The 22,680-nt window shown below is 64.6% G+C and carries 21 protein-coding genes; 11 read left to right on the top strand and 10 right to left on the bottom strand.

The features are described 5' to 3' along the window. The first annotated feature begins 224 nt into the window (after window positions 1–224). Window positions 225–1,556 (top strand): hypothetical protein, encoded by a 1,332-nt coding sequence (locus EG19_RS08595; protein WP_038049569.1) that lies wholly within the window; start codon window positions 225–227, stop codon window positions 1,554–1,556. Here EG19_RS08595 and EG19_RS08590 read toward each other — a convergent pair. Genes EG19_RS08590 through EG19_RS08575 form a run of 4 tightly spaced genes read right to left on the bottom strand, consistent with a single transcriptional unit; the run spans window position 1,537 to window position 4,125 of the window. Then, entirely contained in the window at window positions 1,537–2,487 is a 951-nt protein-coding gene (locus EG19_RS08590) for a hypothetical protein (protein WP_038049566.1), read from the bottom strand. The genes EG19_RS08595 and EG19_RS08590 overlap by 20 nt on opposite strands. Beyond that, entirely contained in the window at window positions 2,471–3,253 is a 783-nt protein-coding gene (gene pssA / locus EG19_RS08585; RefSeq protein ID WP_053335126.1) for a CDP-diacylglycerol--serine O-phosphatidyltransferase, read from the bottom strand. Before pssA ends, EG19_RS08590 begins: the two co-directional genes overlap by 17 nt. Next, window positions 3,250–3,861 (bottom strand): phosphatidylserine decarboxylase, encoded by a 612-nt coding sequence (locus EG19_RS08580; RefSeq protein ID WP_053335125.1) that lies wholly within the window; start codon window positions 3,859–3,861, stop codon window positions 3,250–3,252. Before EG19_RS08580 ends, pssA begins: the two co-directional genes overlap by 4 nt. 39 nt (window positions 3,862–3,900) lie before the next feature. Beyond that, complete coding sequence (locus EG19_RS08575) at window positions 3,901–4,125, bottom strand: DUF465 domain-containing protein (RefSeq protein WP_038049564.1); 225 nt, start codon at window positions 4,123–4,125, stop codon at window positions 3,901–3,903. Between the two features lie 75 nt (window positions 4,126–4,200). Between EG19_RS08575 and EG19_RS08570 the strand changes: the two genes are divergently transcribed. Beyond that, window positions 4,201–4,680, top strand: a complete 480-nt coding sequence (locus EG19_RS08570; protein WP_053335124.1) for a Mut7-C RNAse domain-containing protein — start codon at window positions 4,201–4,203, stop codon at window positions 4,678–4,680. 77 nt (window positions 4,681–4,757) lie between these two features. On the opposite strand, the gene EG19_RS08565 is transcribed toward EG19_RS08570, so the two are convergent. From EG19_RS08565 to EG19_RS08555, 3 genes are read right to left on the bottom strand one after another with little or no spacing between them, the layout of a single operon-like run. Continuing rightward, on the bottom strand, window positions 4,758–5,894 hold the full coding sequence (locus EG19_RS08565) for a beta-ketoacyl synthase N-terminal-like domain-containing protein (protein ID WP_038049562.1): 1,137 nt from the start codon (window positions 5,892–5,894) through the stop codon (window positions 4,758–4,760). Further along, on the bottom strand, window positions 5,894–7,102 hold the full coding sequence (locus EG19_RS08560; RefSeq protein WP_038049560.1) for a beta-ketoacyl-[acyl-carrier-protein] synthase family protein: 1,209 nt from the start codon (window positions 7,100–7,102) through the stop codon (window positions 5,894–5,896). Before EG19_RS08560 ends, EG19_RS08565 begins: the two co-directional genes overlap by 1 nt. Window positions 7,103–7,122: 20 nt before the next feature. After that, window positions 7,123–8,103 (bottom strand): TIGR00266 family protein, encoded by a 981-nt coding sequence (locus EG19_RS08555; RefSeq protein ID WP_038049558.1) that lies wholly within the window; start codon window positions 8,101–8,103, stop codon window positions 7,123–7,125. A gap of 100 nt (window positions 8,104–8,203) precedes the next feature. Between EG19_RS08555 and EG19_RS08550 the strand changes: the two genes are divergently transcribed. From EG19_RS08550 to EG19_RS08535, 4 genes are all read left to right on the top strand, one after another. Then, window positions 8,204–9,385: a M24 family metallopeptidase gene (locus tag EG19_RS08550; protein WP_038049556.1), complete on the top strand. Its 1,182-nt coding sequence runs from the start codon at window positions 8,204–8,206 to the stop codon at window positions 9,383–9,385. 91 nt (window positions 9,386–9,476) lie between these two features. Continuing rightward, window positions 9,477–10,193: a c-type cytochrome gene (locus tag EG19_RS08545; RefSeq protein WP_038049555.1), complete on the top strand. Its 717-nt coding sequence runs from the start codon at window positions 9,477–9,479 to the stop codon at window positions 10,191–10,193. A 3-nt stretch (window positions 10,194–10,196) separates the two neighbouring features. After that, window positions 10,197–11,537 (top strand): cbb3-type cytochrome c oxidase subunit I, encoded by a 1,341-nt coding sequence (locus EG19_RS08540; protein WP_038049554.1) that lies wholly within the window; start codon window positions 10,197–10,199, stop codon window positions 11,535–11,537. 267 nt (window positions 11,538–11,804) lie between these two features. Then, on the top strand, window positions 11,805–12,536 hold the full coding sequence (locus EG19_RS08535; protein WP_038049553.1) for an ion transporter: 732 nt from the start codon (window positions 11,805–11,807) through the stop codon (window positions 12,534–12,536). 113 nt (window positions 12,537–12,649) lie between these two features. Here the strand turns inward: EG19_RS08535 and EG19_RS08530 are convergent, their stop codons facing one another. After that, window positions 12,650–14,737: a heavy metal translocating P-type ATPase gene (locus tag EG19_RS08530; RefSeq protein ID WP_038049552.1), complete on the bottom strand. Its 2,088-nt coding sequence runs from the start codon at window positions 14,735–14,737 to the stop codon at window positions 12,650–12,652. Further along, window positions 14,730–15,080 carry an ArsR/SmtB family transcription factor gene (locus tag EG19_RS08525; RefSeq protein WP_038049551.1) on the bottom strand — a complete coding sequence of 117 codons (351 nt, stop codon included), beginning with the start codon at window positions 15,078–15,080 and terminating at the stop codon, window positions 14,730–14,732. Before EG19_RS08525 ends, EG19_RS08530 begins: the two co-directional genes overlap by 8 nt. Window positions 15,081–15,199: 119 nt before the next feature. Between EG19_RS08525 and rtcA the strand changes: the two genes are divergently transcribed. Together rtcA and xth are read left to right on the top strand one after the other, a co-directional pair. Further along, window positions 15,200–16,228 (top strand): RNA 3'-terminal phosphate cyclase, encoded by a 1,029-nt coding sequence (gene rtcA, locus EG19_RS08520; RefSeq protein ID WP_038049550.1) that lies wholly within the window; start codon window positions 15,200–15,202, stop codon window positions 16,226–16,228. 10 nt (window positions 16,229–16,238) lie between these two features. Continuing rightward, complete coding sequence (gene xth / locus EG19_RS08515; RefSeq protein ID WP_038049548.1) at window positions 16,239–17,018, top strand: exodeoxyribonuclease III; 780 nt, start codon at window positions 16,239–16,241, stop codon at window positions 17,016–17,018. 15 nt (window positions 17,019–17,033) lie between these two features. Here xth and tkt read toward each other — a convergent pair whose 3' ends face one another. Beyond that, window positions 17,034–20,579, bottom strand: coding sequence for a transketolase (tkt, locus tag EG19_RS13165; RefSeq protein WP_081800052.1), 3,546 nt, complete (start codon window positions 20,577–20,579; stop codon window positions 17,034–17,036). A 108-nt stretch (window positions 20,580–20,687) separates the two neighbouring features. Between tkt and EG19_RS08505 the strand changes: the two genes are divergently transcribed. Genes EG19_RS08505 through fabZ form a run of 3 tightly spaced genes read left to right on the top strand, consistent with a single transcriptional unit; the run spans window position 20,688 to window position 22,676 of the window. Further along, window positions 20,688–21,206, top strand: a complete 519-nt coding sequence (locus EG19_RS08505; protein ID WP_038049546.1) for an OmpH family outer membrane protein — start codon at window positions 20,688–20,690, stop codon at window positions 21,204–21,206. A 23-nt stretch (window positions 21,207–21,229) separates the two neighbouring features. Next, complete coding sequence (gene lpxD, locus EG19_RS08500) at window positions 21,230–22,258, top strand: UDP-3-O-(3-hydroxymyristoyl)glucosamine N-acyltransferase (RefSeq protein ID WP_038049543.1); 1,029 nt, start codon at window positions 21,230–21,232, stop codon at window positions 22,256–22,258. After that, the gene (gene fabZ / locus EG19_RS08495) at window positions 22,245–22,676 is read left to right on the top strand and encodes a 3-hydroxyacyl-ACP dehydratase FabZ (RefSeq protein ID WP_038049541.1); all 432 of its coding nucleotides are present in this window, start codon (window positions 22,245–22,247) and stop codon (window positions 22,674–22,676) included. The genes lpxD and fabZ overlap by 14 nt, the downstream gene beginning before the upstream one ends. Window positions 22,677–22,680 lie beyond the last annotated feature (4 nt).

Raw genomic sequence — 22,680 nt, 5'->3', positions numbered from 1 at the left:
CGAGCGGCCCCCCGCGTCAGATGTGGGGCCGCCGCTCCGCGGCGGCTAAAAGGAGAAACGACCCGCGACGGAGCGCGGGTCCCACATTTTTCTACGCAGGGCCGGCGCTCCTGCGCCGGCTAAGAAAAAAAGCCCGTGCGCGTCGTTGCCCGATCTTGCGGTGCGCTTGGCCGGGCCAATGTGAAGGCTTGGCCTTCCGAGGCGCGGTTGGTACGATACGGGCAATGAGGCACGCGTGGCTTGTGGTTCTGGTGGGGACAGCGGTGGCCGTGGCCGGCGAGCCGTCGGCGCTGGAACACCGGCTCTGGCTTTTGGGCAAGGTGCGACCGGGGCAGGTGGAGCAGGCGAGGCAGGTGGGGGTGGATGCCCTGGTGGTGCCGTTGGCGGAAGCGGAAGCCCGGGGCGGGGAGCTTTCGGTCAGGCTCACCCTTCCCCCCGATCCCGGGCTTTTACACGGCTTGCCGGTGTGGGCGGCGGTGTGGGTCAGCGGGGAGGAGGTGAAGAAAGAGGCGGCGGAAGGCTTCTGGAACCAGCTGGGCCCGGCCATCCGCGGGCTTGGGATGCCGGTGAAGGGCTTGGTTCTGGCCACCCGCGCCCTGCCTCCCGGCTTGTTGTCCCTGGCTTCCGAGCTTTCCCGCCTGGCGCAAATGCCGGTGGAGGTGGGTGCTCCAGCCCAGGATCTGCTGCAACAGGTCAAAAACGAGTCGCCGAAAGGGGTTGGTTTGGTGGCCTTTGCCCTGGGCAACCTTTCGGCTTTGGGCTTCCCTCACGTGACTCCCCAGGACGCCGCCGAGCTTTTGGCAGCGGTGGATGAGCTGGGGCCTTCCTTCCGCGGGGCGGTGGTGGTGGCCAACCGCGTGGCTCCAGCCCTCCCCGAAGGCCAAAACCCCTGGGAGCTGGTACAAGGGATGGACTACCAGCCCACGGGGGAAGGGGATGTGCTGCTGGCCAGAAGCACTGTGTCTGCATCCGGAGCGAGCCTTCCCGCCGGGACCAACGTAACCTTGCTGGCGTACGACGCGGCCCGCTTGCAGCGGGATTTGGGCTTGCTGCTGCGGCCGGTGCGGCAAAGGCTTCTCGGTTGGGACAGCGTGGGGGAGCTTCCCCCCGCACCGGCTTTGGGGTTTACCTGGGAAGCGTTCGTGGCGTTCCTCTCCGGAGAGGGCCCAGCCCCCCGGCCGGTGGTTAAGATCCAGTGGGAGTCCCCCACTACCCTCAAGGTGAGCCTGCAAAACCCCACGCCCTTTGCCAGCGCCTTTGCCACCACCGGCAACTTCTTGGACCTCACCTTTTCCGGCACCGAAGTGCGGGACGTGACGCTTTTGGCCGGCTCAGGTGCCGACTTCGGTAAGCTCGCCCCCGGCTTCGTCCGAGCGCCCCGCGGCGCTGCCTCGGTGGTGCGTTTGTACCTCAAGGTGGTGCCCCCGCAAAGCACGGTGGACGTGGCCACCGTGAGCTTCCTTTCTCGGCCCAAAGAAATTGGGGCGAGGTGTACGGTGCGTTTGGGTGACGGTCGGGAGGCAGGTGGGCCGGTGCCTACGCAGCAGGGGAAGTAGCAAGCAGCTGCAGGACCGCCTCGCAGGCCGTTTTAGCCTGTAACAGCAGGTGATCCCCCACCGCCCAAAGGCTTACGGTTTCCCCCCGGGTGGCCAGAACCCAGGCAATGGCTTGGTCCTGGCCGGCGCCCTGGGAGGGGGTGAGGGGCTTGCGCCCCCGGTGGGGCACGAAGCCTGCTTCCGTGAGCAGCTCCCGCACCTGCGCTTCCCGAGCCGGACTGGCTAAAGTCACCGTGGCGTGCGCCGCATGGGCATGGAAAACGCCCGCAAAGATCGAGTGGAAGCCCATCTCCACCTGCGGAAACATGGCCGCTAGCTGGCTTTCCAGGCGGCCAAAGTCACGCTCCGGGTAGGGAAAGGCATCAAAGGCCATGACCGTGGGCAGCACCCGGGTTTTGGGCTTTTCCCCGGAAAGCCGGGCCACCGCTTGCGCGGCCAGTTCGTCCACGGCCTCTCCCCCTAAGGTGGAAACCGGCGAGAGCACCGAGAAAAACGCCCGACGGGGGTTCAGCGGGGCCAGCGCCCGCAACACCATGGCCGGCAGGATCAGCGCCGGGTCAGGAAACAGCAGGCGGTTTTCACCGGCCAGCGGCCAAAAGGCCGGAGGTCCCGGGAGCACCCCAGGGCGGGAGAGATCCACGCAGGGGATTTCGGGATGAGCGGTCAAAAAATCGGCAAGCTTTTGCCCCAAGCTCTTGGCGGGGTTATCGGTAATCACCACCAGCCCCGCGTCTTCCAGCTCGCCTACATCGGTGAGGGGGGCCACCACTGCGGCTTCACCTCCCACCTCCACGATCAGGTGATCCCCGGAGGCCTGGGAGTGAAAGTACTGGCGGGAAACCTCCGGCGCCTGGGCGGCCAGGCGGGGGACCAGCTCGTCCCCCACAAGCGAGGTGGGATCCAGGATGGTGACCTTAGCTGCCTTCGCCAACGGAAACCTCCTTGGGTGGGGAAGCCGTGCGCTCCCGGCGCAGGCGGTGGAGGAGCCAACCCACAGGCCCCGAAAGCAGGTAAATGCCCAGCATCACGCCCATGGCCGGCAGCGGCGAAAAAGCCACAAGCGAAAGCACCGCGGCAATGAAGAAAAAGGCCTTGGCGGGCCATCGCTGGCGCAAATCCAGGTCCTTAAAGGAGCGGTAGCGGATCGTGGAAACCATGAGCAGGGCCACCGTCAAAACGAAAAGGCAAACCAGAAGGCTTCCCGTGGGGGTGAGCACCGGCTCCGGAGCAATGAGCACCAAAAGCGTCACCGCGCCCGCTCCCCCGGGGATGGGCAAGCCCACGAAGTAGCGCCGATCCCCATGGTCAGCGCGCACGTTGAAGCGCGCCAGGCGCACAGAACCCGCCACCACGAACAAAAACGCCGCCACCCACCCCAGCCGCCCCATCCCCGAAAGCCCCCATTGAAACGCCAGCACCGCCGGCGCCACCCCAAAGCTCACCACATCGGCCAGAGAGTCGTACTCCTTGCCAAACTCCGAGGTGGACTTGGTGAGCCGGGCAATGCGGCCGTCCAAGCCGTCGAGAATGCCCGCAAGGAAGATGAGCCAGCCCGCCTGCTCCAGCCTGCCACCGATGGAGTGGAGGATGGAGGCAAATCCGGCCAGCATGTTGCCAACGGTAAAAAGCGAGGGGAGCAGGAAGATGCCCCGGCGGAACGACTCGCGGCTGGGCCTTTTCGGGCGGCGAAGCCTCATGCCTGCGGCCCTTCCCCGAAGCTTGCCACCGGCGTTTCACCGGCCCTGGTGCGGTCCCCCACCTTCACCAGGATCCGGGCGTGGGCCGGGAGGTAAAGCTCTACCCGCGAGGAAAACTTGATGATCCCCACCGGCTGCCCGCGCTCCAGCTGCATCCCCGGGGTCACCTCGCAAACCACCCGGCGGGCTAAAGCCCCGGCAATTTGCCGGTAGGCGACCGGTCCGAAGGCCGTTTGCAGCAGGACAAAGGCGTGCTCGTTGAGCTCGCTGGCCTTGGGCCGGTAGGCCGGCCACTTCTTCCCCTTGCGCCAGTACGCTTCTACCACGTTTCCGGCCGCCGGTGCCCGGTTCACGTGAACGTTGGCTGGGGACATAAAAATGGCCACGGATTGGGCAAGCCCCTTGCTTTTAACCCACTCCGGACACTCCCCCACCGCCACCACCCGCCCGTCGGCGGGGGACACCACCACCTCCGGTGGGCTTGCGGAGTGCCGTTCGGGGTGTCGGAAAAACGCGGCAAAGCCCAGCATCAGCACGAGGAAAACCGCAGAAAGCCAGGGGTAACCGAAGAGGAAGCTCCCTAGGGCTGCAAGGGCAGTCCACGCCAAATACGGAATTCCTGCGCGGTGAAGCCGCATCATCGGAGATCAGGCCGGGCGAGCCTTGGCGCGTATGAGGGCTTCCATTTTGTCCTTAAGCTGCAGCTTTTCCTTTTTGAGCCTTTTTTCCTCTTGCTCTTCCTCGGCGGTGAGGAAGGTCTTGCGGGAAAGCTCCTGGAGCCGGCGCTCCTTCGCCTGGTGTGCTTCGTAAAGCTCCCTGAACTCCGGGTCTTCCTGAGCCAACTTGGCGCGGAGCTCCTCCGTGTAGCTCATGCTCACCTCCCGCTCGCCCCATGAGCAAGCATCACCTTGATGCTAACACGAAGTGCCGGAAACTAAAATGCCCCTGTGGAAGCCCAGCCCACCTTTGCCTGTGACGCCATGCTGGGGAGCCTCGCCCGCTGGCTGCGCTTCGCCGGCTTTGACACCTTTTACGACCCCAAGCTGGAAGATGCGCAGCTGGCCGCCTTGGCCCGCACCCAGGGCCGCTGGCTTTTAACCTGCGACCGGCGCTTGGCAGCCAAAGCCGGCCCCCGGGTGCTTTTGCTTTCCGGAGCCACGGTGGCGCAGCAGGTGGCGGAGCTGCAATCGCGGCTTGCCCTTTCCGTGGATGAAACGCGGTTTTTCACCCGCTGCTCTGCCTGCAACGGCGAGGTGGTGCCGGTGGAGCGGGAAGAGGTGCTGCACCTCGTGCCCCCCTACGTGGCCACCCACGCCCCGCGCTTTTCCCGTTGCACTTCCTGCGGCAAGGTGTACTGGCCCGGCACCCACGAACCCCGCATCCGCCGCACGCTGCAGAAGCTGTTCCTTGGCTTAGCGACAGATTAAGGGTTTTTGTCCCATTTTTTTGCGAAGCGAGCAATGCACCGGCGCCTCCAGGGCAGCTCTTATGCCCCGCTGGTTTTTCACGAAGTGCGCAGTACTGCTGCCAGGCAGGAGCCGCCGGCGGCCACGGCGGTGACCAGGGCGGTGTGGGGCTTGCGAGAAACCTCGGCCACCGAGGGGAAACCGTGAGCTCGCAGGTGGGCCGGTGCTGGCCATTGGGGTGCCACCTCCCCGGAAAGCACTAAAGTGGCGGCCAGCACCCGCAAGGCCGAAGCAAAGCCGCCTTCCCCCAAGCGTTCGGCTAGGCCTCCCAGCACCGCCGGGCGGTGGGAGCCGAAAAGCGCTAAAAGCGCCGATTCCTCCAGCTGGCTCAGGGCCGGGGAGCCGTTGGCCAGGCTCACCACCAGGTCCACCTGCGGCGGGGCAAGCCCGGCTTGGGCTAACGCCTTCTGGCACGCCCCAATCAGCCCGTGCGGGTCCTCCGGGTAGCAATGAGGCAAGATGGGAGACGCTGCGGCCCCGCTTCCGACGATGCCCACCGGGCCTCCGTCGCGGGAAAGCAAAAGCACCGCAGCCCCTTCGCCCAAAAGGAAACCCTCCCGACCGGGCTGGCGGAGGGCCTTTAGCCGATCGAAGCATTCGGCGTTGAGCCATTGGGCTTCGTCAACGCCGCCGGCGAGCATGGCCTGCGCCCGGCCGGTCGCCACCAAGCGGGAGGCCTCCAGGATGGCCCGCAAACCGGAGGCTTGCTTTTCAAAAAACGTGAGGTTAGGGCCGCCCAGCTTTTCTAGGATCCCCAGCTGGCTGGCGGCGGCGTTGGCCACGCTGTTGGGAAAGTGCATGGGCGGGGCTTCTTCGGGACCCACGGTAAACACGGCTTTGAGGATTTCGACCAGTGCATCCGTCCCGGCGTTCCAGGTGCCGGCGCACACCCCCACCTGCTCCCGGGGCCAGGGAAGCTCGGCTCCAACATTTGCCAGGGCTTCCTTGGCGGCCACCGCCAAAAGGCGAGAAGGACGGTCCAGACGGCGAGCCACCAGGGGCGGCAAGATGCCTTTGGTGTCAAAACCCGCACAGGTGACCACCGGAAGGGGAGGGCCATCGGGGCGGGCAAGCCCCAGGGGCGCGTGGAAGTCGGGGTGTTCTAAAGCTTTTTTGAGGGCATCAAGGCCCATGCCGGCACCGCTCACCACGCCCAGGGCGCTTATCCCCACCATCACGCCCTCCCTAGCACCAAAACTGCCGAGTTCCCGCCAAAGGCAAAGGACGAGGAAAGGGCTACCTCTACCTGTTGTTGGCGCGCTGTCCCCGGAATGGGGTCCAGGGGGCAGGCGGGATCGGGTTCCTGGAAGTTGGCGGTGGGGGGCAGCAAACCCCGATTCAGGGCCAAGACGGTAATGGCCGCTTCAATGCCGCCAGCGGCGCACAAGCAGTGACCCACCGCGCCTTTTACCGAGGAAACCGGTATTTTTGCCAGGCGATCGCCAAAAACCTGCAAATAGGCAGCACACTCTGCCGGGTCGTTTTGCTCGGTGCCGGTGCCGTGGGCGTTGATGTAGCCCACGTCTTCGGGAGCGAGCTGAGCGGCGTCCAAGGCCGCCCGTACGGTGCGGGCCCAGGCGGTGCCGGTGGGCTCCGGTTGCGTCATGTGGAAGGCGTCGTTGGTAACACCGTAGCCCAGGATGCGGGCAAGGGGTTTAGCACCACGGCGTCGGGCGTGGGTTTCATCTTCCAGGATCAAAACCGCTGCCCCTTCCCCCAGGGAAAGTCCCTGGCGGCGGCGATCGAAGGGCTTGGCGGGCTCGGGATCCACCGCCCGCAGCGAGTTGAAGCCGGCAAAGGTGAGCCGACAGAGGGCGTCCGCGCCCCCCGCCACCACCACATCAGCTTCCCCGGCGGCCACCCGCGCTGCCCCCACCCCCACGGCCAGGGTGGAAGAAGAGCAGGCGGTGGTGATGGTGAGGCGCTCACCGGAAAGCCCCCAGGCCAGCGCCACCCGATCGGCCACCACGTCCTGGGGGACCTCCAGGAACTCCGTAAGCCCCCGGGCTTTGGGTCCTTTTCTCAGGCGGTGGGCAAAAAAGCCTTCGGCTTCAAAGAGACCTGCAGCTCCGCCACCAAAGACCACCGGCCACGAAGCCCCGAAAGATGGGTGCAGATCCGCCTGGCGGAGGGCTTCCTGGGCCGCCGCGAGGGCCATGAGGCTGGCTCGGGACGCATGGCGGCGCGCTTTTTCGGGAATGCCCGAAAGCTCCAGGCTGACCACGTCCACCTGCGCGGCCATCTGGCTGCGATAGCCGGTGGCATCGAACAGCGTCAGGGGCCGGACGCCGGTAGCTCCGGAAAGCAAGGCTTGCCATGTGCTTTCCCGGTTCTTTCCCAACGCTGTGACCAGACCTACACCGGTGACCACCACCGAAGCCATGGTGGGCAAGTATACTCGGCTTAATACCCGTCCCCGTCCAGGATGTTGCCCAGGGGGCCAAGGACCGAGCCTTCTTCCCGCCGCCTTCCTGGCAGTGTGGCCTGCAGCATCCTCCCCGCCAGGCGGGAGAACGGCAGGGACTGCAGCCAGACTCGGCCTGGTCCCCGGAGGTTGGCAAAGAAAACCCCCTCCCCGCCAAACAGCATGGACTTCACCCCGCCGACGGTTTGGATGTCGAAATCCACGGTGGGCTCGAAGGCCACCACGCAGCCGGTGTCCACGTGCAGGCTTTCGCCGGGGGCCAGGTGGCGTTCCACCACCGTGCCGCCGGCGTGCACAAAGGCTAGGCCATCGCCTTCCAGCTTTTCCATGATGAAGCCCTCACCACCAAAAAGGCCGGTGAGAATTTTCCTCTGGAAGAAAATGCCAATGGAAACCCCGCGGGCGGCCGCCAAGAAGGAGTCCTTCTGGCACACCAGCTGGCCTCCCACATCGGGGAGGTTGATGGGCAAGATGGTGCCGGGATAGGGCGCAGCAAAGGCCACCCGCGCCTTTCCTGTTCCTTTGTTGGTGAAAAGCGTAATGAACAGGCTTTCGCCGGTGAGCAAGCGTTTGCCAGCGGAAAGCAGCTTGTCCATGAGACCGCTTTCCCTGGACGCATCGCCAAAGACCGTTTCCATGACCACCGCCGGGTCCTTGTACATCATGGCCCCGGCTTCGGCAATGGCCGACTCCCCGGGGTCCAGCTCCACCTCCACAAACTGCATTTCCTGCCCCACAATGCGGTAGTCAATTTCATCGGCGCGGGCGGTTCTGGGAGCGGGGGGTGGTACCGGGGCAGCACCGGGGTTGAGCTCCGGGAGCGAGCGAATGGGCACCCAGTCCGGAAGCCCTTCCCGCCAGGCGAAGCCTTGGGGGTTGGCTGCCGCTTGCGCCCGGGCGGCGGCGTCGTCCAGGGGCCCCATGCGGTTGGAACCGTAAAGGAAGTACCAGTTGGCCATAAGTCCTCCTCGGGGGGATTTTAACCGCCCGGAAGTCCCGGCATGGCGGTGGGCGTCAACCTGGGCTAGACTGGGGCGCCCGCAGGGGCAGGAGGACACTGTGGAGAGGATCGCCCGAATCCAAGCGGAGCTTGCCAAAGCCGGTATTGACGGCTGGCTTTTCTTCGACTTCCACAATCGGGACCCCATTTCTTACCGCATTTTGGGTTTGGAGTTTGGCAAGTTCACCTCCCGCCGCTGGTTTTACCTGGTACCCAAAAGCGGCCCGCCGGTGAAGCTGGTTTCGGCAGTGGAGGCGGGCAAGCTGGATGCTCTCCCTGGAGAAAAGCGGGTGTACCGCTCCTGGCGCGAGCTTTTGGACCACCTGCGGGGCATGCTGGACGGCCTGTCCACGGTGGCCATGCAGTACTCCCCCCGGGGGGACGTCCCTTACGTTTCCATCGTGGATGCCGGCACCGTGGAGCTGGTGCGGGCCGCCGGCGTGGAGGTGGTTTCCTCGGCCCCTCTGGTGCAGGTTTTCGAGGCGGTTTTAACCCCCGAGCAGCTGGAAAGCCACGTGAAAGCCGGCGAGAAGATCCACCGCATCAAGGACGAAGCGTTTGCCCTGGTGAGCCAAAAGGTGCGGGGCGGGCACGTTATCACCGCTTACGACGTGCAGCAGTTCATCGTTCGCCGCTTTGAAGAAGAAGGGCTCACCTGCCAGGGGGAGTACCCCATTGTGGGCACCAACGAACAACCCGCCGATCCGCACTTCGAGCCGACCCCGGAAAACGCCCGCCCCATCAAGCTGGGCGACACGCTGCTTGTGGACCTTTGGGCCAAGCTCAAAGAACCCAACGCGGTTTTTTACGACATCACCTGGTGTGCCTTTGTGGGGGAAAACCCTCCGGCCAAGTACAGCGAGATCTTCCGCCTCGCCTGCCAGGCTCGCGATGCGGCGCTGGCGTTGGTACAGGAGCGCTTTGCCCAGGGTCAGCCACTTGCCGGTTACGAGGTGGACGATGCTGCCCGCCAGGTCATCGAAAAGGCCGGCTACGGCCCGTACTTCGTGCACCGGACCGGCCACAACATCGGCACCGAAGTGCACGGCAACGGCGCCAACCTGGACAACCTGGAAACCCGGGACAACCGCCTGCTGGTTCCCGGCCTGTGCTTTTCTATTGAGCCAGGCATTTACCTCCCTGGGGAAATGGCGGTGCGCACCGAAATCAACGTGTTCATCACCCACGACGGCAAGCCTCAGGTGTACGGACCCATCCAAAAGGAGCTGGTGCTCCTCTAGGAGTTTGCGCTAGCGCAAAGTTCGTTGCAAAAACCTCTCCGATGATGAAACCGGGGAAGCTCCTACGGGCTTTTCCCGGAAAGGAGGGGGTATGAGCGAAAAGCTCGCCAAGTTCATCTTTTGGGGCGGCACGCTTTCCTCCCTGGCCCTGTTCCTGGCCCTCACGGTGGACACGCATCGGCAGTTCGATGCGCTCACCCACGCCGATCGGCTGGACGAGCAGGTGGTAGCGGGGAAGCGAGCCTTTGAAAAGTACAACTGCAACGACTGCCACACGATTTTGGGGTTTGGAGGGTACTACGCGCCGGACCTCACCCGGGCCTACACCCGTCTGGGAGAAGACGCCATTGCCCGGAGGCTTACCGCACCGGACGTGGCGTTTGCCGATTCCTTCCGCAAGATGCCCAAGCAAAACTTAAGCCAGCAAGAAATTGCCGACATCGTGGCCTACTTGAAATGGGTTTCGGAAATCGAAAACCACGACTGGCCCCCTCAGGACTCCACCAAGCGCTGGAAGCGGAGCACCGAAAACCTTCTGGCTTCCGCCACGCTTTCCCCGGGAGCTGCGCTTGTTAAGCAAGAGGACTGCTTGGCGTGCCACAAGCTCGGCGATGCCGGTACGGCCAAGGGTCCCCGCTTTGAGTGGATTGGAGCTCGACGTTCGGCCGACTGGATTGCGAGCTTTCTGGAAAACCCGGAAAAACAGGCCCCAGGTGCCGCTATGCCCGCCTACTCGCACCTCTCCCCCGAGCAACGCCGGCTCGTGGGTGAGTTCATCGTGAGCTTGGCGGCCAGTCACGGGAGGTGAGCCATGACCCATAAGAGCCAATCGGTTGCGTACCCCTACTTTGTGGTTTCCCTTTTGCTTTTCGGGCTGCAGGTGCTCATGGGCCTTTGGTTGGCCACCAACTACTTCACCACCATCCCCCAATCCATCGTTGACGCCTTCCCGTTTTCCACAGCCCGGGCTTTCCACACCAACCTGCTGGTGTTGTGGCTGCTTTTGGGCTTTATGGGAGCCACGTACTACCTGGTCCCTGAGGAAACCAACTCGGAGCTTTACTCGCCCAAGCTAGCTCTGGTGCAGCTGGGGCTTTTAGCGGTGACCGGGGTGGTGGCGCTGGTGGGTTTTGTGTTTGGCTGGACCCAGGGCCGCCCGCTTTTGGAAATCCCGCGGCCCCTGGATTTCCTGGTGGTCATTGGCGCGCTCATGTTCCTTTTCAACGTGGGCATGACCATCATTAAGGCCAAGCGCTGGACCATGACCCAGGGCTCGCTTTTGGCCGGTTTGTTCTTCCTGGCCATCCTTTACCTCTTTGGGATACCCTTCTACCGCAACCTCTCGGTGGACTGGTACTACTGGTGGTGGGTGGTGCACCTTTGGGTGGAAGGGGCCTGGGAGCTCATTGCTGCCGCCATGACGGCTTACATGCTCATGAAGCTTACCGGTGTGGAGCGCAAAGTCGTGGAGAAATGGCTGTACGTGGAATTGGGCCTCTTCCTGTTTACTGGCATTGCCGGCACCGGCCATCACTACTACTGGCTGGGGGCACCTAAGTACTGGCTGGCGGTGGGTGGCATTTTCTCGGCGCTGGAGCCTTTCCCCATTTTGCTCATGGTTTACGACACCTGGCGGGATATCAAGCACCGCAAGGAGCCCATGAGGCCCAAGCTCACCTGGGTGTACCTGGTGGGCGGTGTGATCTTGCACTTCGTGGGGGCGGGGCTTTTCGGCTTTGCCCACACCTTGCCGCAAATCAACTACTACACCCACGGCTCGCAGGTAACGGTTTCCCACGGGCATTTGGCCTTTTACGGCGCTTACGTGCTGTTGAACCTCACCTTTTACTACTTTGCCATCCCGCGCATTAAGGGCTTTCCTGGTTTTGAGTACGACGAAAAAACCGGCCACACCGGCTTTTGGCTCACCGCCTTGGGCGTTTTGGGCATGAGCCTGGCTTTTGCAGTGGCTGGCGTCCTGCAAACCTACCTGGAGCGCGTCCAGGGGCAGCCCTACATGCTCGCCGCGCAGCCCATTCGCTTCTGGATGTTCATCGCCTTTGTCCACGGCCTTGTGGTGGTAGCCGGCGTCTTCCTCACCATCAAGCACCTGCTCACCTTGAAGCCCGCACCAAGCCCCGCTTCTGCCTAGCTTCAACGGAATCGCACGCAGCAAGCCCCCAGGGCTCACTCTTGGGGGCTTTGCTTTTTTGCCGCTGCTCTTGCATTTTTCTTTCCGAATTTCCGCCTGGGGGACCGCCGCGAAAAATGTGGGGCCGGCGCTCCGCGCCGGCTGACAGCAAAACGACCTGCGAAGGAGCGCAGAACCCGCAGTTTGTTTTTCAACCCGCGACGGACCGCGCGCCACCTTCACTCTTGTGCTGGTTACAATCAGCTGTTTGGCAGGCAGGAGGTGGTCATGCTGACCATGAAAAAATTGCGACAGATCGTGGAACAATCGGATACCCCAGCGGGGAGAGCCTTTGATTGGACGGTGCAAGCGCTGGTGCTGGTTTCTTTGGTTTCCTTTTCTGTGGAAACCTTGCCCAATCTGCCACCGGCGTGGCAAGAGTTTCTGAGCGCTGTGGAAACCATCACCGTGGGGCTTTTCACACTCGAGTACCTGCTGCGTGTTTTGGTGGCGGAAAGGAAAACAAGGTACATCTTCAGCTTTTTCGGCCTGGTGGATCTCATTGCCATTGCTCCCTTTTATTTGTCCACCGGCCTGGATTTGCGCGCGTTGCGGGCGGTGCGGTTTTTGCGGGTTTTCCGCCTGCTGAAGCTCGCTCGCTACGGGCAAGCAATGGAGAGAATGCGCCGTGCCTTTCTTTTGGTGCGGGAAGAGCTGGTGCTGTTCTTTGTCGCTGCTTCGATTTTTCTTTACATTTCCGCTGTGGGTATTTACTTCTTTGAGCACGAAGCCCAGCCGGAGCGTTTCGCCTCGGTATTTGATGGGCTTTGGTGGGCGGCGGTGACGCTCACCACGGTGGGTTACGGCGATGTGTATCCGGTGACCTTCGGCGGCAGGTTTTTTACGGTTTGCATCTTGCTGCTGGGTTTGGGGATCGTGGCCGTTCCCACCGGCCTTTTTGCCTCCGCCTTGTCCCGCGTGCGGCAGGGGGAAGAATCGCGAAAAACGCCGCTCTCGTAGGTCGCAGCTGCTACGGCGTTTGGCGCTGGGTGGGCGGCGGGACCGCAGCCGAAGAAGGATCGCCACCACTTTTGTTTGCCCCTAAACCCTTCGCGTCCCACTGGCCACGCTTTTCACCGGCTTTTCCCGGCCTGCAACAAGCGGGCGGAGTTGCCGAGGATGCCAAGGTCCGGCAGGGATTGGGCAGCAGCAGCGACGGTGGGTGGGAGAAGGCCGAGGGCGGCCAGGGAAAGACCGGCCAGGTTGTAAAGCGCAGTGAAGAGGAGGTTGCCCAAAACCACGCCCATGGTATGGCGGGCGAGGCGGAAGGCTTCGGGGACCAGGGTCCAGTCTTCGCGCATGAGGGCCAGGTGCGCCGCTTCCAAAGCCACGTCGGTGCCCGCTGCCCCCATGGCAATGCCCACGTTGGCCTGCGCCAAGGCGGGGGCGTCGTTGACGCCATCGCCGATCATCACCACCCTGTGCCCTTGCCTTTGGTACTCCTTGACGATGCGGATCTTGTCCTCGGGCAAGAGGTTGGCCCGGAAGCGCACACCAAGCTCTTCGGCCAAACGGGCAGCGGTTTGCGGGTTGTCCCCGGTGAGAAGCTCCACCTGTTCGATCCCTAAGGCTTTGAGCTGGGCAAGCGCCTGGGGCACTTCCGGCCGCAGGGTGTCGGCGGCAGCCAAAATCCCCACCGCTTGACCATCCACAACCACCAAAAGCAGCGTTTTGCCCGAAGCTTGGAGCTGCTGCAGGGCGGGCAAGTTTTGCGCTTCAGGGGCAAGTCTGGGGCTTCCCACCACCACCTGGTGGCCGTTGACCTGCGCTTGGACGCCTAAGCCGGGGATAGGGGTGAAAGTCTGGGGCTCAAGGAGCGAAAGCCCTTGGGCGGCTGCCGCGGCCCGCACCGCTTCCGCCAACGGGTGCTCGGAGTAGCGCTCCGCCGAGGCGGCCAGGCGCAAGATTTCAGCGGCGGGAAGGTTGTTAAGGGGAACCACATCGGTAATTTGCGGGCGTCCTAAGGTGAGGGTGCCGGTTTTGTCCACCAACAGCACATCGGCGCGGGCCAGCTCCTCCAGGTACTTGCCGCCCTTAATGAGCAAGCCGCGCCTGGCGGCAGCGCCAATGGAGGCCAGCATGGCCACCGGGGTGGCCAGGGCAAAGGAGCAGGAGCAAGCCACCACCAACACCGCGGCCGCAGCCAGAGGGTTGCGGCTCAAAAGCCACGTGACCGCCGTCACCCCAGCCACCACCGGCAGGTAATAGCTGCTGAATTTGTCGGCCAGACGCTGGACTTCAGCGCGGTGGGCTTCCGCTTCTTCCACCAGCTTGATGACCCGGCCAAAGGTGGAGTCCTCCCCCACCCGGGTGGCCCTGATGCGGAGGCTTCCCAGGGTGGCCACGGTGGCGGCAAACACCTGGGAACCCGGCCCCACCTCCACCGGCATGGCCTCGCCGGTAATGGCCGCTTGGTCCACCGTGGCGTGACCGGCAACCACCTCGCCGTCCACCGGGATTCGTTCCCCGGGGCGCACGATAACGGTTTCCCCGGGTTTGACCTCACCCACCGGCACCTCCACCTCGGCGCCACTCCGCTCCACACGGGCGGTTTGGGGAGCGAGGAGAGTAAGGTCCCTCACCGCCCGGCGGGCGCTTTCGCCGGTAAAGCGCTCCACAAAATCGCCCACGCGCATGAACAGCACCACGATGGCGGCGGCCACCCATTCCCCCACGGCCAGGGCGGCAACAGCGCCCAGGGTCATGAGCGTGTGGGAGGTGACCTGACGCCTGAGTGCCGCTCGCAGCACGTTGCGAAACACCGGATAGCCGCCCACAAGCACCAGGGCCAGGCCCAGCGGGAACGGCACTGCCACATTGAGCTTTTCAAAAAGCCCCAGCCATTCCCCGGCCACCACCACCAACAGCACCAGGGCAAACACCGCGGCCAGGAGGAGCGTGAAATGGCGGGGCACCCGTTCCCGGGAGGTGGGAGCCTCCGGCATTTCCGGGACCGAATAGCCCGCACCTTCCACCGCCTGGCGGATGGCGGCGAGATCCAGCTGCTGGGGATCGCCGTGAACCACAGCTTTTTCGGCGGCCAGGAACACCTCCACCGCGGCTACGCCAGGAAGCTGGGCAATGGCTTTCTCCACATGGTGGGCACACTGGGCACAGTCCATGCCCTTGATGGGGACCTCCAGGCGGACGGTTTTAGCCATGGTTTTCCTCGAAAACCCCGTAGCGGGTGCACTGGTAAACGCCCTTGGCCACATCGGCTAAAAGCTCATCGGCCAAGCGCAACAGCTGCTCCACCCTTGGGTCGCTTAGGGCGTAAAGCACGAAGCGGCCCTGGGGCGTGGCGGTCACCAGCCCGCAATCGCGAAGGCAGGACAAGTGGTTGGAAACGTTGGGCTGGCTCAAACCGGTGATGGCCACAATTTCACCTACCGTGAGCCGCTTTCCCCGCAGCGCCTGCAGGATCGCAAGGCGCGAAGGGTCAGCAAACCCGCGAAAGAGCTTGGCCTGCAGCTGCACCGCGTTGGCCTTGGCAGCTAAGAGCATCCCCACCTCCACCTAACATCATATCACGATACGCTGATGCAATGTGCTTCGCGGCTCTGCAGCCTGGCTAACCGGCCATTTGGCTGGGAAGTTGGGGACTGGGATATGCTTGTGGGGCCATGATCGTTGTGGATGGAAGCTTGGGCGAGGGTGGGGGGCAGGTTTTGCGTACGGCGCTGGCCCTGTCGTTGGCCACCGGCGAGCCCTTTCGCATCCACCACATTCGCGCCCGCCGGCCGAAACCGGGTTTGGCGCGGCAGCACCTTACGGCGGTGCGGGCGGCGGTGGAGGTGGGGGGCGCGGAGGTGGCCGGGGCGGAGCTGGGTTCCCAGGAGCTTACCTTCCGCCCCCGGCGGGTGCGGGGGGGAACCTTCCGCTGGGACGTGGGCACTGCCGGTTCGGTCAGCCTCGTGCTGCAGGCGGTGCTGCCGGCCTTGCTTTTGGCTTCCGGTCCCAGCGAGCTGGAAATAAGCGGCGGCACCCACAACCCCCAGGCGCCGCCCTTTGATTTTTTGCAAAAGGTGCTTTTCCCCATCCTGGAGCGCATGGGGGCGCGGGTCGAAGGTGAGCTGAAAGCCTACGGTTTTTACCCGGCGGGAGGGGGACGGATCCGGGTGCGCGTGGAGCCGGCAGCCCGCTTGCGCCCGGTGGTGCTGGACCGCCGGGGGGAGGTCACAAGCCAGCGGGCGGTGGTGTTGCTTTCGCGGCTTTCCCGGACGGTGGCCCAGCGGGAGCTGGCGGTGGTGCGCTCGCAGCTGGGTTGGCCGGCGGAGGTGTGCGAGATCCGCGAGGTGGAAAGCCCCGGCCCCGGAAACGCGTTGATGCTATGGGTGGAAGGCGAGGGCTTTTGCGAGGTGGTTTCCGCCTTTGGGATGAGGGGCGTGCCCGCAGAAGAAGTAGCGGCTTCGGCCTGTAAAGCCATGAGCCGTTTTCTGCAGGCCAGGGTCCCGGTGGGGGAGCATCTGGCGGACCAGCTCTTGGTGCCCCTGGGCCTTGCCGGGGGTGGGCGTTTTCGCACCCTGCCGCTTTCCCTGCACGCCCGCACGGTCATTGAGGTCATGAAGGCTTTCCTGCCGGTGGAGGTGATGGTTTCGGCCCACCCTGACGGCAGCGAAGAGGTGGAGCTGGTGGCCGGCGGGGTGGCCTGAGGAGGTGCCCATGGTGATTGCCACGTGGAACGTGAACTCCATTCGGGCGCGGCTGCCCAGGCTTTTGTCATGGCTGGCCGCCAAAAAACCCGAGGTGCTGTGCATTCAGGAAACCAAGGTGGTGGACGAGGAGTTCCCCGTTGCGGAGTTGCAAGAGCTGGGCTACCAGGTGGCGGCCTTTGGGCAAAAGACCTACAACGGCGTGGCCATCGCCAGCCTCCTGCCTTTGCAGGACGTGCGCCGGGGTTTGCCCGGGGACGAAAGCGGGGAAGCCAGGCTCATTGCTGCTGGGGTTGGCGGCTTTACGGTGATGAGCGTGTACGTCCCCAACGGCCAGGAGGTGGGTACCGACAAGTACGCCTTCAAGCTAGCCTGGATGGAAAAGCTTCTTGCCTATTTGCAGGCCTCCTTTTTTCCGCAGGAGCCTCTCGTGGTCTGCGGCGATTTCAACGTCGCTCCGGAAGACCGTGACGTCTGGGATCCCGAGCTTTGGCGCGGCAAGATCCTCTTCTCCGACCCGGAAAAGCAAGCGTTTTTCAAGCTCTTGGGCTGGGGCCTTTTGGACTGCTTGCGCCTCCATCACCAGGAGGGAGGCCTCTACACCTGGTGGGACTACCGCCAGGGGGCGTTCCACCGCGGTTGGGGCATGCGGCTCGACCACATCCTGGCCACCAAGCCCATGGCCGATCGCTGCACAGAGGTGATCATTGACCGGGAAGCCCGCAAGGGGGAAAAGCCCTCGGACCACGCTCCGGTGCTCGCCACCTTTGACTTCCCGGCTTCCTCCTAAGGGCAGAGCAGCGACCTAGGGTTTCAACTGGGAAACCAGCTCTCTGCTCCCCTCGGGGAGGTGGAGGTGCAGGACCCGTTGGCCGGAAGCGGAAAGGGCCGCCACGTCCCCCAGGGCCTGGGCCAGGCGGAGCTGACCCAGGCTGTGGGGCTGCCCGGGGATGGGGAGATCGCCGGGGTTGGGGGCGGTGAGCACGACGCAGAAGAGCTTTTTCGGACCTCCCTTGTGCAGCTGCCCGGTGGAGTGCAGGTAACGGGGACCGAAGGTCCAGCTGACGGTGGTTTGCAGCTTCTCCTGCCAGCTTGCGGTGAGCTCATCCAGGGCCTGAGCCACTTCCGGGGTTTCCGGAAGGTACGCGCAAAACACCACCGCCTCTTCCCGGGAACAGGCTTCAAGGAACCCCGCCAAACGTTGGCCGGCTTGGGGGGTGGGTGGAAGCTCCGGCACACCCTGGGACAACGCGGCCCGCGCTTGCCTCTTGGCTTCCCCCACGTTGGGTTCGTCGAAGGGGTTCACACCCAGGAGGCAGCCCACAAGCGCGGTGGTGAGCTCCCAAAAGGCAAAGGCCTCGCCCAGGCGGTGGGCATCCACCGGCCAGGCAAGCCCCGGAAAAGGCGGCTGGGCCGTGCCCAACCCCAGGTGCAGGGTGGCGGGAAGCTGGTCAAGTCCTACCGGGCTGGGCGGGGCCACCGGCAGCAAACCCTTGCCGTCTTTACCTGTGGACTCCGCCACCAGCTGCTCCAGCCACAGGGCAAAAGGCCGGAAACGGGCCTCCGGCCAAAGCACCAGGCGACCCCAGCCGTCGCGGGAGGCGGCGGCGAGGGCGGCGGCCAGCTCCAGGGCGGGGTGGTGGGTGTGGGGGGCAAGGGTGTTGGCTGCCTGCTGGAGCAGCTCTTCGGTGGGCAAGCCCAACCACAGGGCCGGCAAGAGCCCCACCGCCGAAAGGGCGGAAAACCGCCCGCCTACGTCCACCGGGTGGGGGAGCACCGCTGCAAACTGCCGCTCCCGGCCAAGCTGCGCCAAAGGCGTTTGCGGCTCGGTGAGGGCGGCAAAGTGAGCCCCCGGCTGGGGCAAGCCGCTTTTCGTCCAGCGATCCCAGAAGATTTCCAGCAAACTGGCGGTTTCCACGGTGGTGCCGGATTTTGAAACCGACAGCACCGCGGTTTTTGCCGGGTCCAGGGACTCCAGCGCACCGTTCACCCGCACCGGGTCGGTGGTGTCCAGCAGCAGAAGCTCGCGCCCGGAGGGGCTGCCGCCCATTTCCCGAAGCACCTGCGGGGCCAGGCTGGAACCCCCCATGCCCAGAAGCACCAGGGTATCCAGGCCCCCTGCGGCCCAGCGGTTCACCAGAACTGCAAGCTGGGGCAGCTCGTGCCGGCTGCGGGCCGGGAGGTCCAGCCAACCCAGGCGCTGGGCCACGGTGGCCGCGTGGGCTTCGCCCCAAAGGCGGCAATCCCGGGCAAAAAGCCGGGGGAGGGCTTCTCGTTGCAGTTGTTCCCGCGCGGCCTCGGCTGCCGCATCGGCGGCAAAACCACCCACCGGCGCCAGCGGCGTGGGTCTGCGGGAGGCCAGGGCCGCCAGGACCCGCTGGGTCACGGCCTCGGGCGTAAACCCGAATTGGCGGAAGAGCTCGTCCCCCGGAGCCGAAGCACCAAAGCGCTCTTGAGAAACCACCAAAGCGTTGGGGCCCAAAAGGGCGTGCCAGCTCACCCCCCGGGCCGCTTCCACCGCCACCTGCAGGGCGTTTTCGGGACCTTGCACCGCTTTGCGATAGGCCGGGTCCTGGCTGGAAAAAACCTCCAGGCAGGGGGCGGAAACCGCCCGGGTGGGGACCCCCTGGGCCTGCAAGAGCTTGCGGGCACCTAAGGCAACGTGCACCTCCGAGCCGGAAGCCCAAAGCACCACCTGCGGCACGCCCCCTTCCGCTTCCTCGCGGATAAACGCCCCCCGTTCCACCGCTCCCGGAGGAGGCGGCGGCAGCACCGGCAGCTTTTGCCGGGTGAGGATGAGGGCGGTGGGGCCGTGGGTGCGGCGGAGCGCTTGGCGCCAGCAAGCCACGGTTTCGTGGGCGTCGGCCGGTCGCCAAACCTCCAGGTTGGGGATGGCCCGCAAGCTGGGGAGGTGCTCCACCGGCTGGTGGGTGGGGCCGTCTTCCCCCAGGCCAATGGAATCGTGGGTGAAGACGTAAACCACCGGCAGCTCCTGCAGGGCGGAAAGGCGCAAGGCGGGGCGCAGGTAGTCAGAAAACACCAAAAACGTGGCCACGTAGGGCCGCAAGCCCCCGTGGAGCGCCAGGCCGTTGGCCATGGCGGCCATGGCGTGCTCCCGCACGCCAAAGCGCAGGTTGCGGCCGCTGTAGGCGCCGGGGGCTACGTCGCTTTCACCGGCCAAAAGCGTGTTGTTGGAAGGGGCAAGATCGGCAGAGCCGCCCAAAAGCTCGGGGATTTTGGCGGCCAGGGCGTTGAGGGTTTTTCCCGAGGCTTCCCTGGCGGCCAGGGGCTTTTCCGGTGGGAACGAAAGCGAAAGCTCATCCCACCCCGGCGGAAGCTTGCCGGAAAGCCGGCGGGAAAGCTCAGAGGCCAGCTCCGGGAAGCGCTGCTCGTACTCCTGCCAGAGGCTCTGCCATTTTTGGTGGCAAGCCGCACGTTTCCGCGCGAGCTCCGCAAAGTGCTGGCGGATTTCCTCCGGCACAAAGAAGAGCTCCTGGTGGGGCCAGCCCAGGTTTTCCCTGGTGGCGCGGTGCTCTTCGGGGCCTAAGGGAGCCCCGTGCACCTCGGCGGTGTCCTGCTTGGTGGGGGCGCCAAAGCCAATGTGGGTGCGCACTCGGATGAGCACGGGTCGCTCTTCCTGGGAGGTGGCCTGCTCCAGGGCAGCGGCAAGGGCTTCCAGGTCGTTGCCGTCTTCCACCGCCAGGGTGAGCCAGCCGTAGGCGGAAAAGCGGGCTTCCACGTTTTCGGACCAGGCCAGCGAGGTGGGCCCTTCGATGGTGATGCGGTTGTCGTCGTACAGCACCACCAGCTTACCCAGGCGCAAATGGCCGGCGAGCGCTGCAGCCTCGTGGGAAATACCCTCCATGAGGTCGCCGTCGGAAGCCAACACAAAGGTGCGGTGGTCCACCACAGGAAAGCCGTCGCGGTTGAAACGGGCGCTCAGGTGCCTTTCCGCTAACGCCATCCCCACCGCCATGGCCAGGCCCTGGCCCAGCGGACCGGTGGTGCACTCCACTCCGGGGGTGAGGCCGTGCTCGGGGTGGCCGGGGGTTTTGGAGCCCCACTGCCGGAAGCGCTGGAGCTCCTCCAGGGGCAGGGGGTAGCCAAAAAGGTGCAGGAGCGCGTACAGCAAAGCCGAGCCGTGACCGGCGGAAAGCACGAAGCGGTCACGGTTGGGCCATCCTGGGGCTTTCGGGTCAAAGCGCAGGAAGCGGGAAAACAAAACGTAAGCCATGGGCGCGGCCCCCAGCGGCAGCCCGGGGTGTCCGGATTTGGCTTTTTCCACCTGGTCAATGGCCAGCACCCGCAGTGCTGTGACGGCAAGACGGTCGTTTTCGGAAAAACCCTCCATGCTCCCTCCGCGGCCATTGTGGCCGGAGCCGCCGGCCCCGGCAAGCCGGAAGCAGAATGGTACAATGCCGCTCCCGCCCAGGCGGGAAGAAACTTAGGAGGTGGCGGCATGAACGTCAAAGCGTTGTTCCCTGTGGCGTTTCTGGTGGCAAGCACGGCTTGGGCGCAGCAAGCGACGCCACCGGTGGCGGTGATTGACGTGCAACGGGTGGTGGAGGAGTCGGCGGCCGGCCGCGAGGCCATGGGCCGGTTGCGCAAGCTGCAGGAGGACAAAGTCGCCCAGGGGCGCAAGCTCAACGAAGAACTGGCCGGGTTGCGGCGGCAGCTGGAAACCCAAGCGGTGACCTTGTCCGAGGCCAAGATTGCCGAGCTGCGCAAGCAAATCGAAGACAAGCAGGTGGAGCTCCAGCGCTTTCAGGATGACGCCCAGCAGGAGCTGGAAGAGGCCAAGGCCAAAGAGCTGCAAAACCTGGAAAGGCAAATCATGCCGATCATTAACGAAATCGGCAAGGAAAAGAAGTTCCTTTTGATCTTCAACAAGTTCCAAGCGGGGTTGGTGTACGCCGACGATACCGTGGACATCACCGACGAGGTGCTGCGGCGTTTCAACACCAAGCTGGCTAAGTAGCGGGCCCGGGGGACTTCCGGTTCGTGAGGCTCGGCGATCTGGCGGCAAAGGTAGGCGGGGAGGTCCGCGGCGACCCTGACGTGGACATTGCCGGGGTGAAAACCCTGGAGGAAGCAGGCCCGGAGCACCTTTCCTTTTATCACAACCGCAAGTACCTGGCGGCAGCCCAGCGCTCCCAGGCGGGAGCGCTTTTGGTGCGCGACCCTTCGCCCTTTCCCGGCCGTACCTTGCTGGTGCACCCTGAGCCTTACGCGGCTCTGGCGGAAATCCTGGAGCTTTTCTACCCGCCGCTGCGGCCGCACGCCGGAGTGCACCCCACCGCGGTGGTGGCGGCCAGTGCCCAGCTGGGCGCGGAGGTGGCGGTGGGCCCTGGGGCGGTGATTGGCGAGCACGTCACCGTGGGCGACCGGGCGGTGATTGGAGCCAACTGCGTGATTGGCGATTACTCCCGCATTGGGGCGGAAACCGTGCTGCACCCGGGGGTGGTGGTGGAGCACCACTGCGAGATCGGCGCCCGCTGCATCCTCCACGCTGGCGTGGTGATCGGCTCCGACGGCTTTGGCTTTGCCACCGTGGGTGGGGTTCACCGCAAGGTCCCGCAGGTGGGGCGGGTGGTCATTGAGGACGATGTAGAGCTGGGTGCCAACGTGTGCGTGGATCGCGCCACCCTGGGGGAAACCCGCATTGGTCGCGGTACCAAGGTGGACAACCTGGTGCAAATTGGCCACAACGTGGTGATCGGTGAGGGCTGCCTGTTGGTGGCGCAAACCGGTATTGCCGGCTCCAGCAAGCTGGGGCGAGGGGTGATCCTGGCTGGGCAAGCCGGCGTCACCGGGCACGTCACCGTGGGCGATGGCGCCATCATCACCGCCAAGGCTGGGGCCATGGAGGACATCCCCGCCGGGGCGATGGTTTCCGGGATGCCGGCGCGTCCCCATCGAGAGTGGCTGGCGGCGCAAGCCAGGCTTTACCGGCTGGAAAAGCTGCTGGAGCGCCTTTCTGAGCTGGAGGCAAGGCTTGCGCGGTTGGAGGCGAAGGATGCTGGACATTAGGGCCATCATGGACATTCTGCCGCACCGCTACCCCTTCCTGTTGGTGGATCGCGTGCTGGCAATTAACGAGGACTCCATCGTTGCCTTGAAAAACGTGACCTACAACGAGCCGTTCTTCCAGGGGCACTTCCCCGGGGCGCCGGTGTTTCCTGGGGTTTTGCTGGTGGAAGCCATGGCCCAGGCGGGCGGTGTCCTCATGCTCCGGGACATCCCCGACCGCCAGCAAAAGCTCATTTACTTCACGGGCATTGATCGTTGCCGCTTCCGGCGGCCGGTGGTGCCCGGGGATCAGGTGATTTTTGAGGTGCGGGTGTTGAAAAAGCGCAGCCGCTTTGCGGTGTTGGAAGGCGTGGCGAAAGTGGATGGCGAGGTGGTGGCGGAGGCGCAGCTTTCCTCGGCCATGGTGGATCGGGGGTGAGGGC

It is taken from the genome of Thermoanaerobaculum aquaticum, from assembly GCF_000687145.1.
Classification (GTDB): domain Bacteria; phylum Acidobacteriota; class Thermoanaerobaculia; order Thermoanaerobaculales; family Thermoanaerobaculaceae; genus Thermoanaerobaculum; species Thermoanaerobaculum aquaticum.
The sequence above is the reverse complement of the archived record's forward strand: the minus strand, read 5'-3'. Positions and strand labels throughout refer to the sequence as shown.

Excerpts from the sequence above, each read along its gene's own strand:
- EG19_RS08595 (WP_038049569.1), top strand. The coding sequence starts at position 225 with ATGAGGCACGCGTGGCTTGTGGTTCTGGTGGGGACAGCGGTGGCCGTG.
- pssA (WP_053335126.1), bottom strand. The coding sequence starts at position 3,253 with ATGAGGCTTCGCCGCCCGAAAAGGCCCAGCCGCGAGTCGTTCCGCCGG.
- EG19_RS08575 (WP_038049564.1), bottom strand. The coding sequence starts at position 4,125 with ATGAGCTACACGGAGGAGCTCCGCGCCAAGTTGGCTCAGGAAGACCCG.
- EG19_RS08565 (WP_038049562.1), bottom strand. The coding sequence starts at position 5,894 with ATGGTGGGGATAAGCGCCCTGGGCGTGGTGAGCGGTGCCGGCATGGGC.
- EG19_RS08560 (WP_038049560.1), bottom strand. The coding sequence starts at position 7,102 with ATGGCTTCGGTGGTGGTCACCGGTGTAGGTCTGGTCACAGCGTTGGGA.
- EG19_RS08555 (WP_038049558.1), bottom strand. The coding sequence starts at position 8,103 with ATGGCCAACTGGTACTTCCTTTACGGTTCCAACCGCATGGGGCCCCTG.
- EG19_RS08545 (WP_038049555.1), top strand. The coding sequence starts at position 9,477 with ATGAGCGAAAAGCTCGCCAAGTTCATCTTTTGGGGCGGCACGCTTTCC.
- EG19_RS08540 (WP_038049554.1), top strand. The coding sequence starts at position 10,197 with ATGACCCATAAGAGCCAATCGGTTGCGTACCCCTACTTTGTGGTTTCC.
- EG19_RS08535 (WP_038049553.1), top strand. The coding sequence starts at position 11,805 with ATGCTGACCATGAAAAAATTGCGACAGATCGTGGAACAATCGGATACC.
- EG19_RS08530 (WP_038049552.1), bottom strand. The coding sequence starts at position 14,737 with ATGGCTAAAACCGTCCGCCTGGAGGTCCCCATCAAGGGCATGGACTGT.
- EG19_RS08525 (WP_038049551.1), bottom strand. The coding sequence starts at position 15,080 with ATGCTCTTAGCTGCCAAGGCCAACGCGGTGCAGCTGCAGGCCAAGCTC.
- rtcA (WP_038049550.1), top strand. The coding sequence starts at position 15,200 with ATGATCGTTGTGGATGGAAGCTTGGGCGAGGGTGGGGGGCAGGTTTTG.
- xth (WP_038049548.1), top strand. The coding sequence starts at position 16,239 with ATGGTGATTGCCACGTGGAACGTGAACTCCATTCGGGCGCGGCTGCCC.
- tkt (WP_081800052.1), bottom strand. The coding sequence starts at position 20,579 with ATGGAGGGTTTTTCCGAAAACGACCGTCTTGCCGTCACAGCACTGCGG.
- EG19_RS08505 (WP_038049546.1), top strand. The coding sequence starts at position 20,688 with ATGAACGTCAAAGCGTTGTTCCCTGTGGCGTTTCTGGTGGCAAGCACG.
- fabZ (WP_038049541.1), top strand. The coding sequence starts at position 22,245 with ATGCTGGACATTAGGGCCATCATGGACATTCTGCCGCACCGCTACCCC.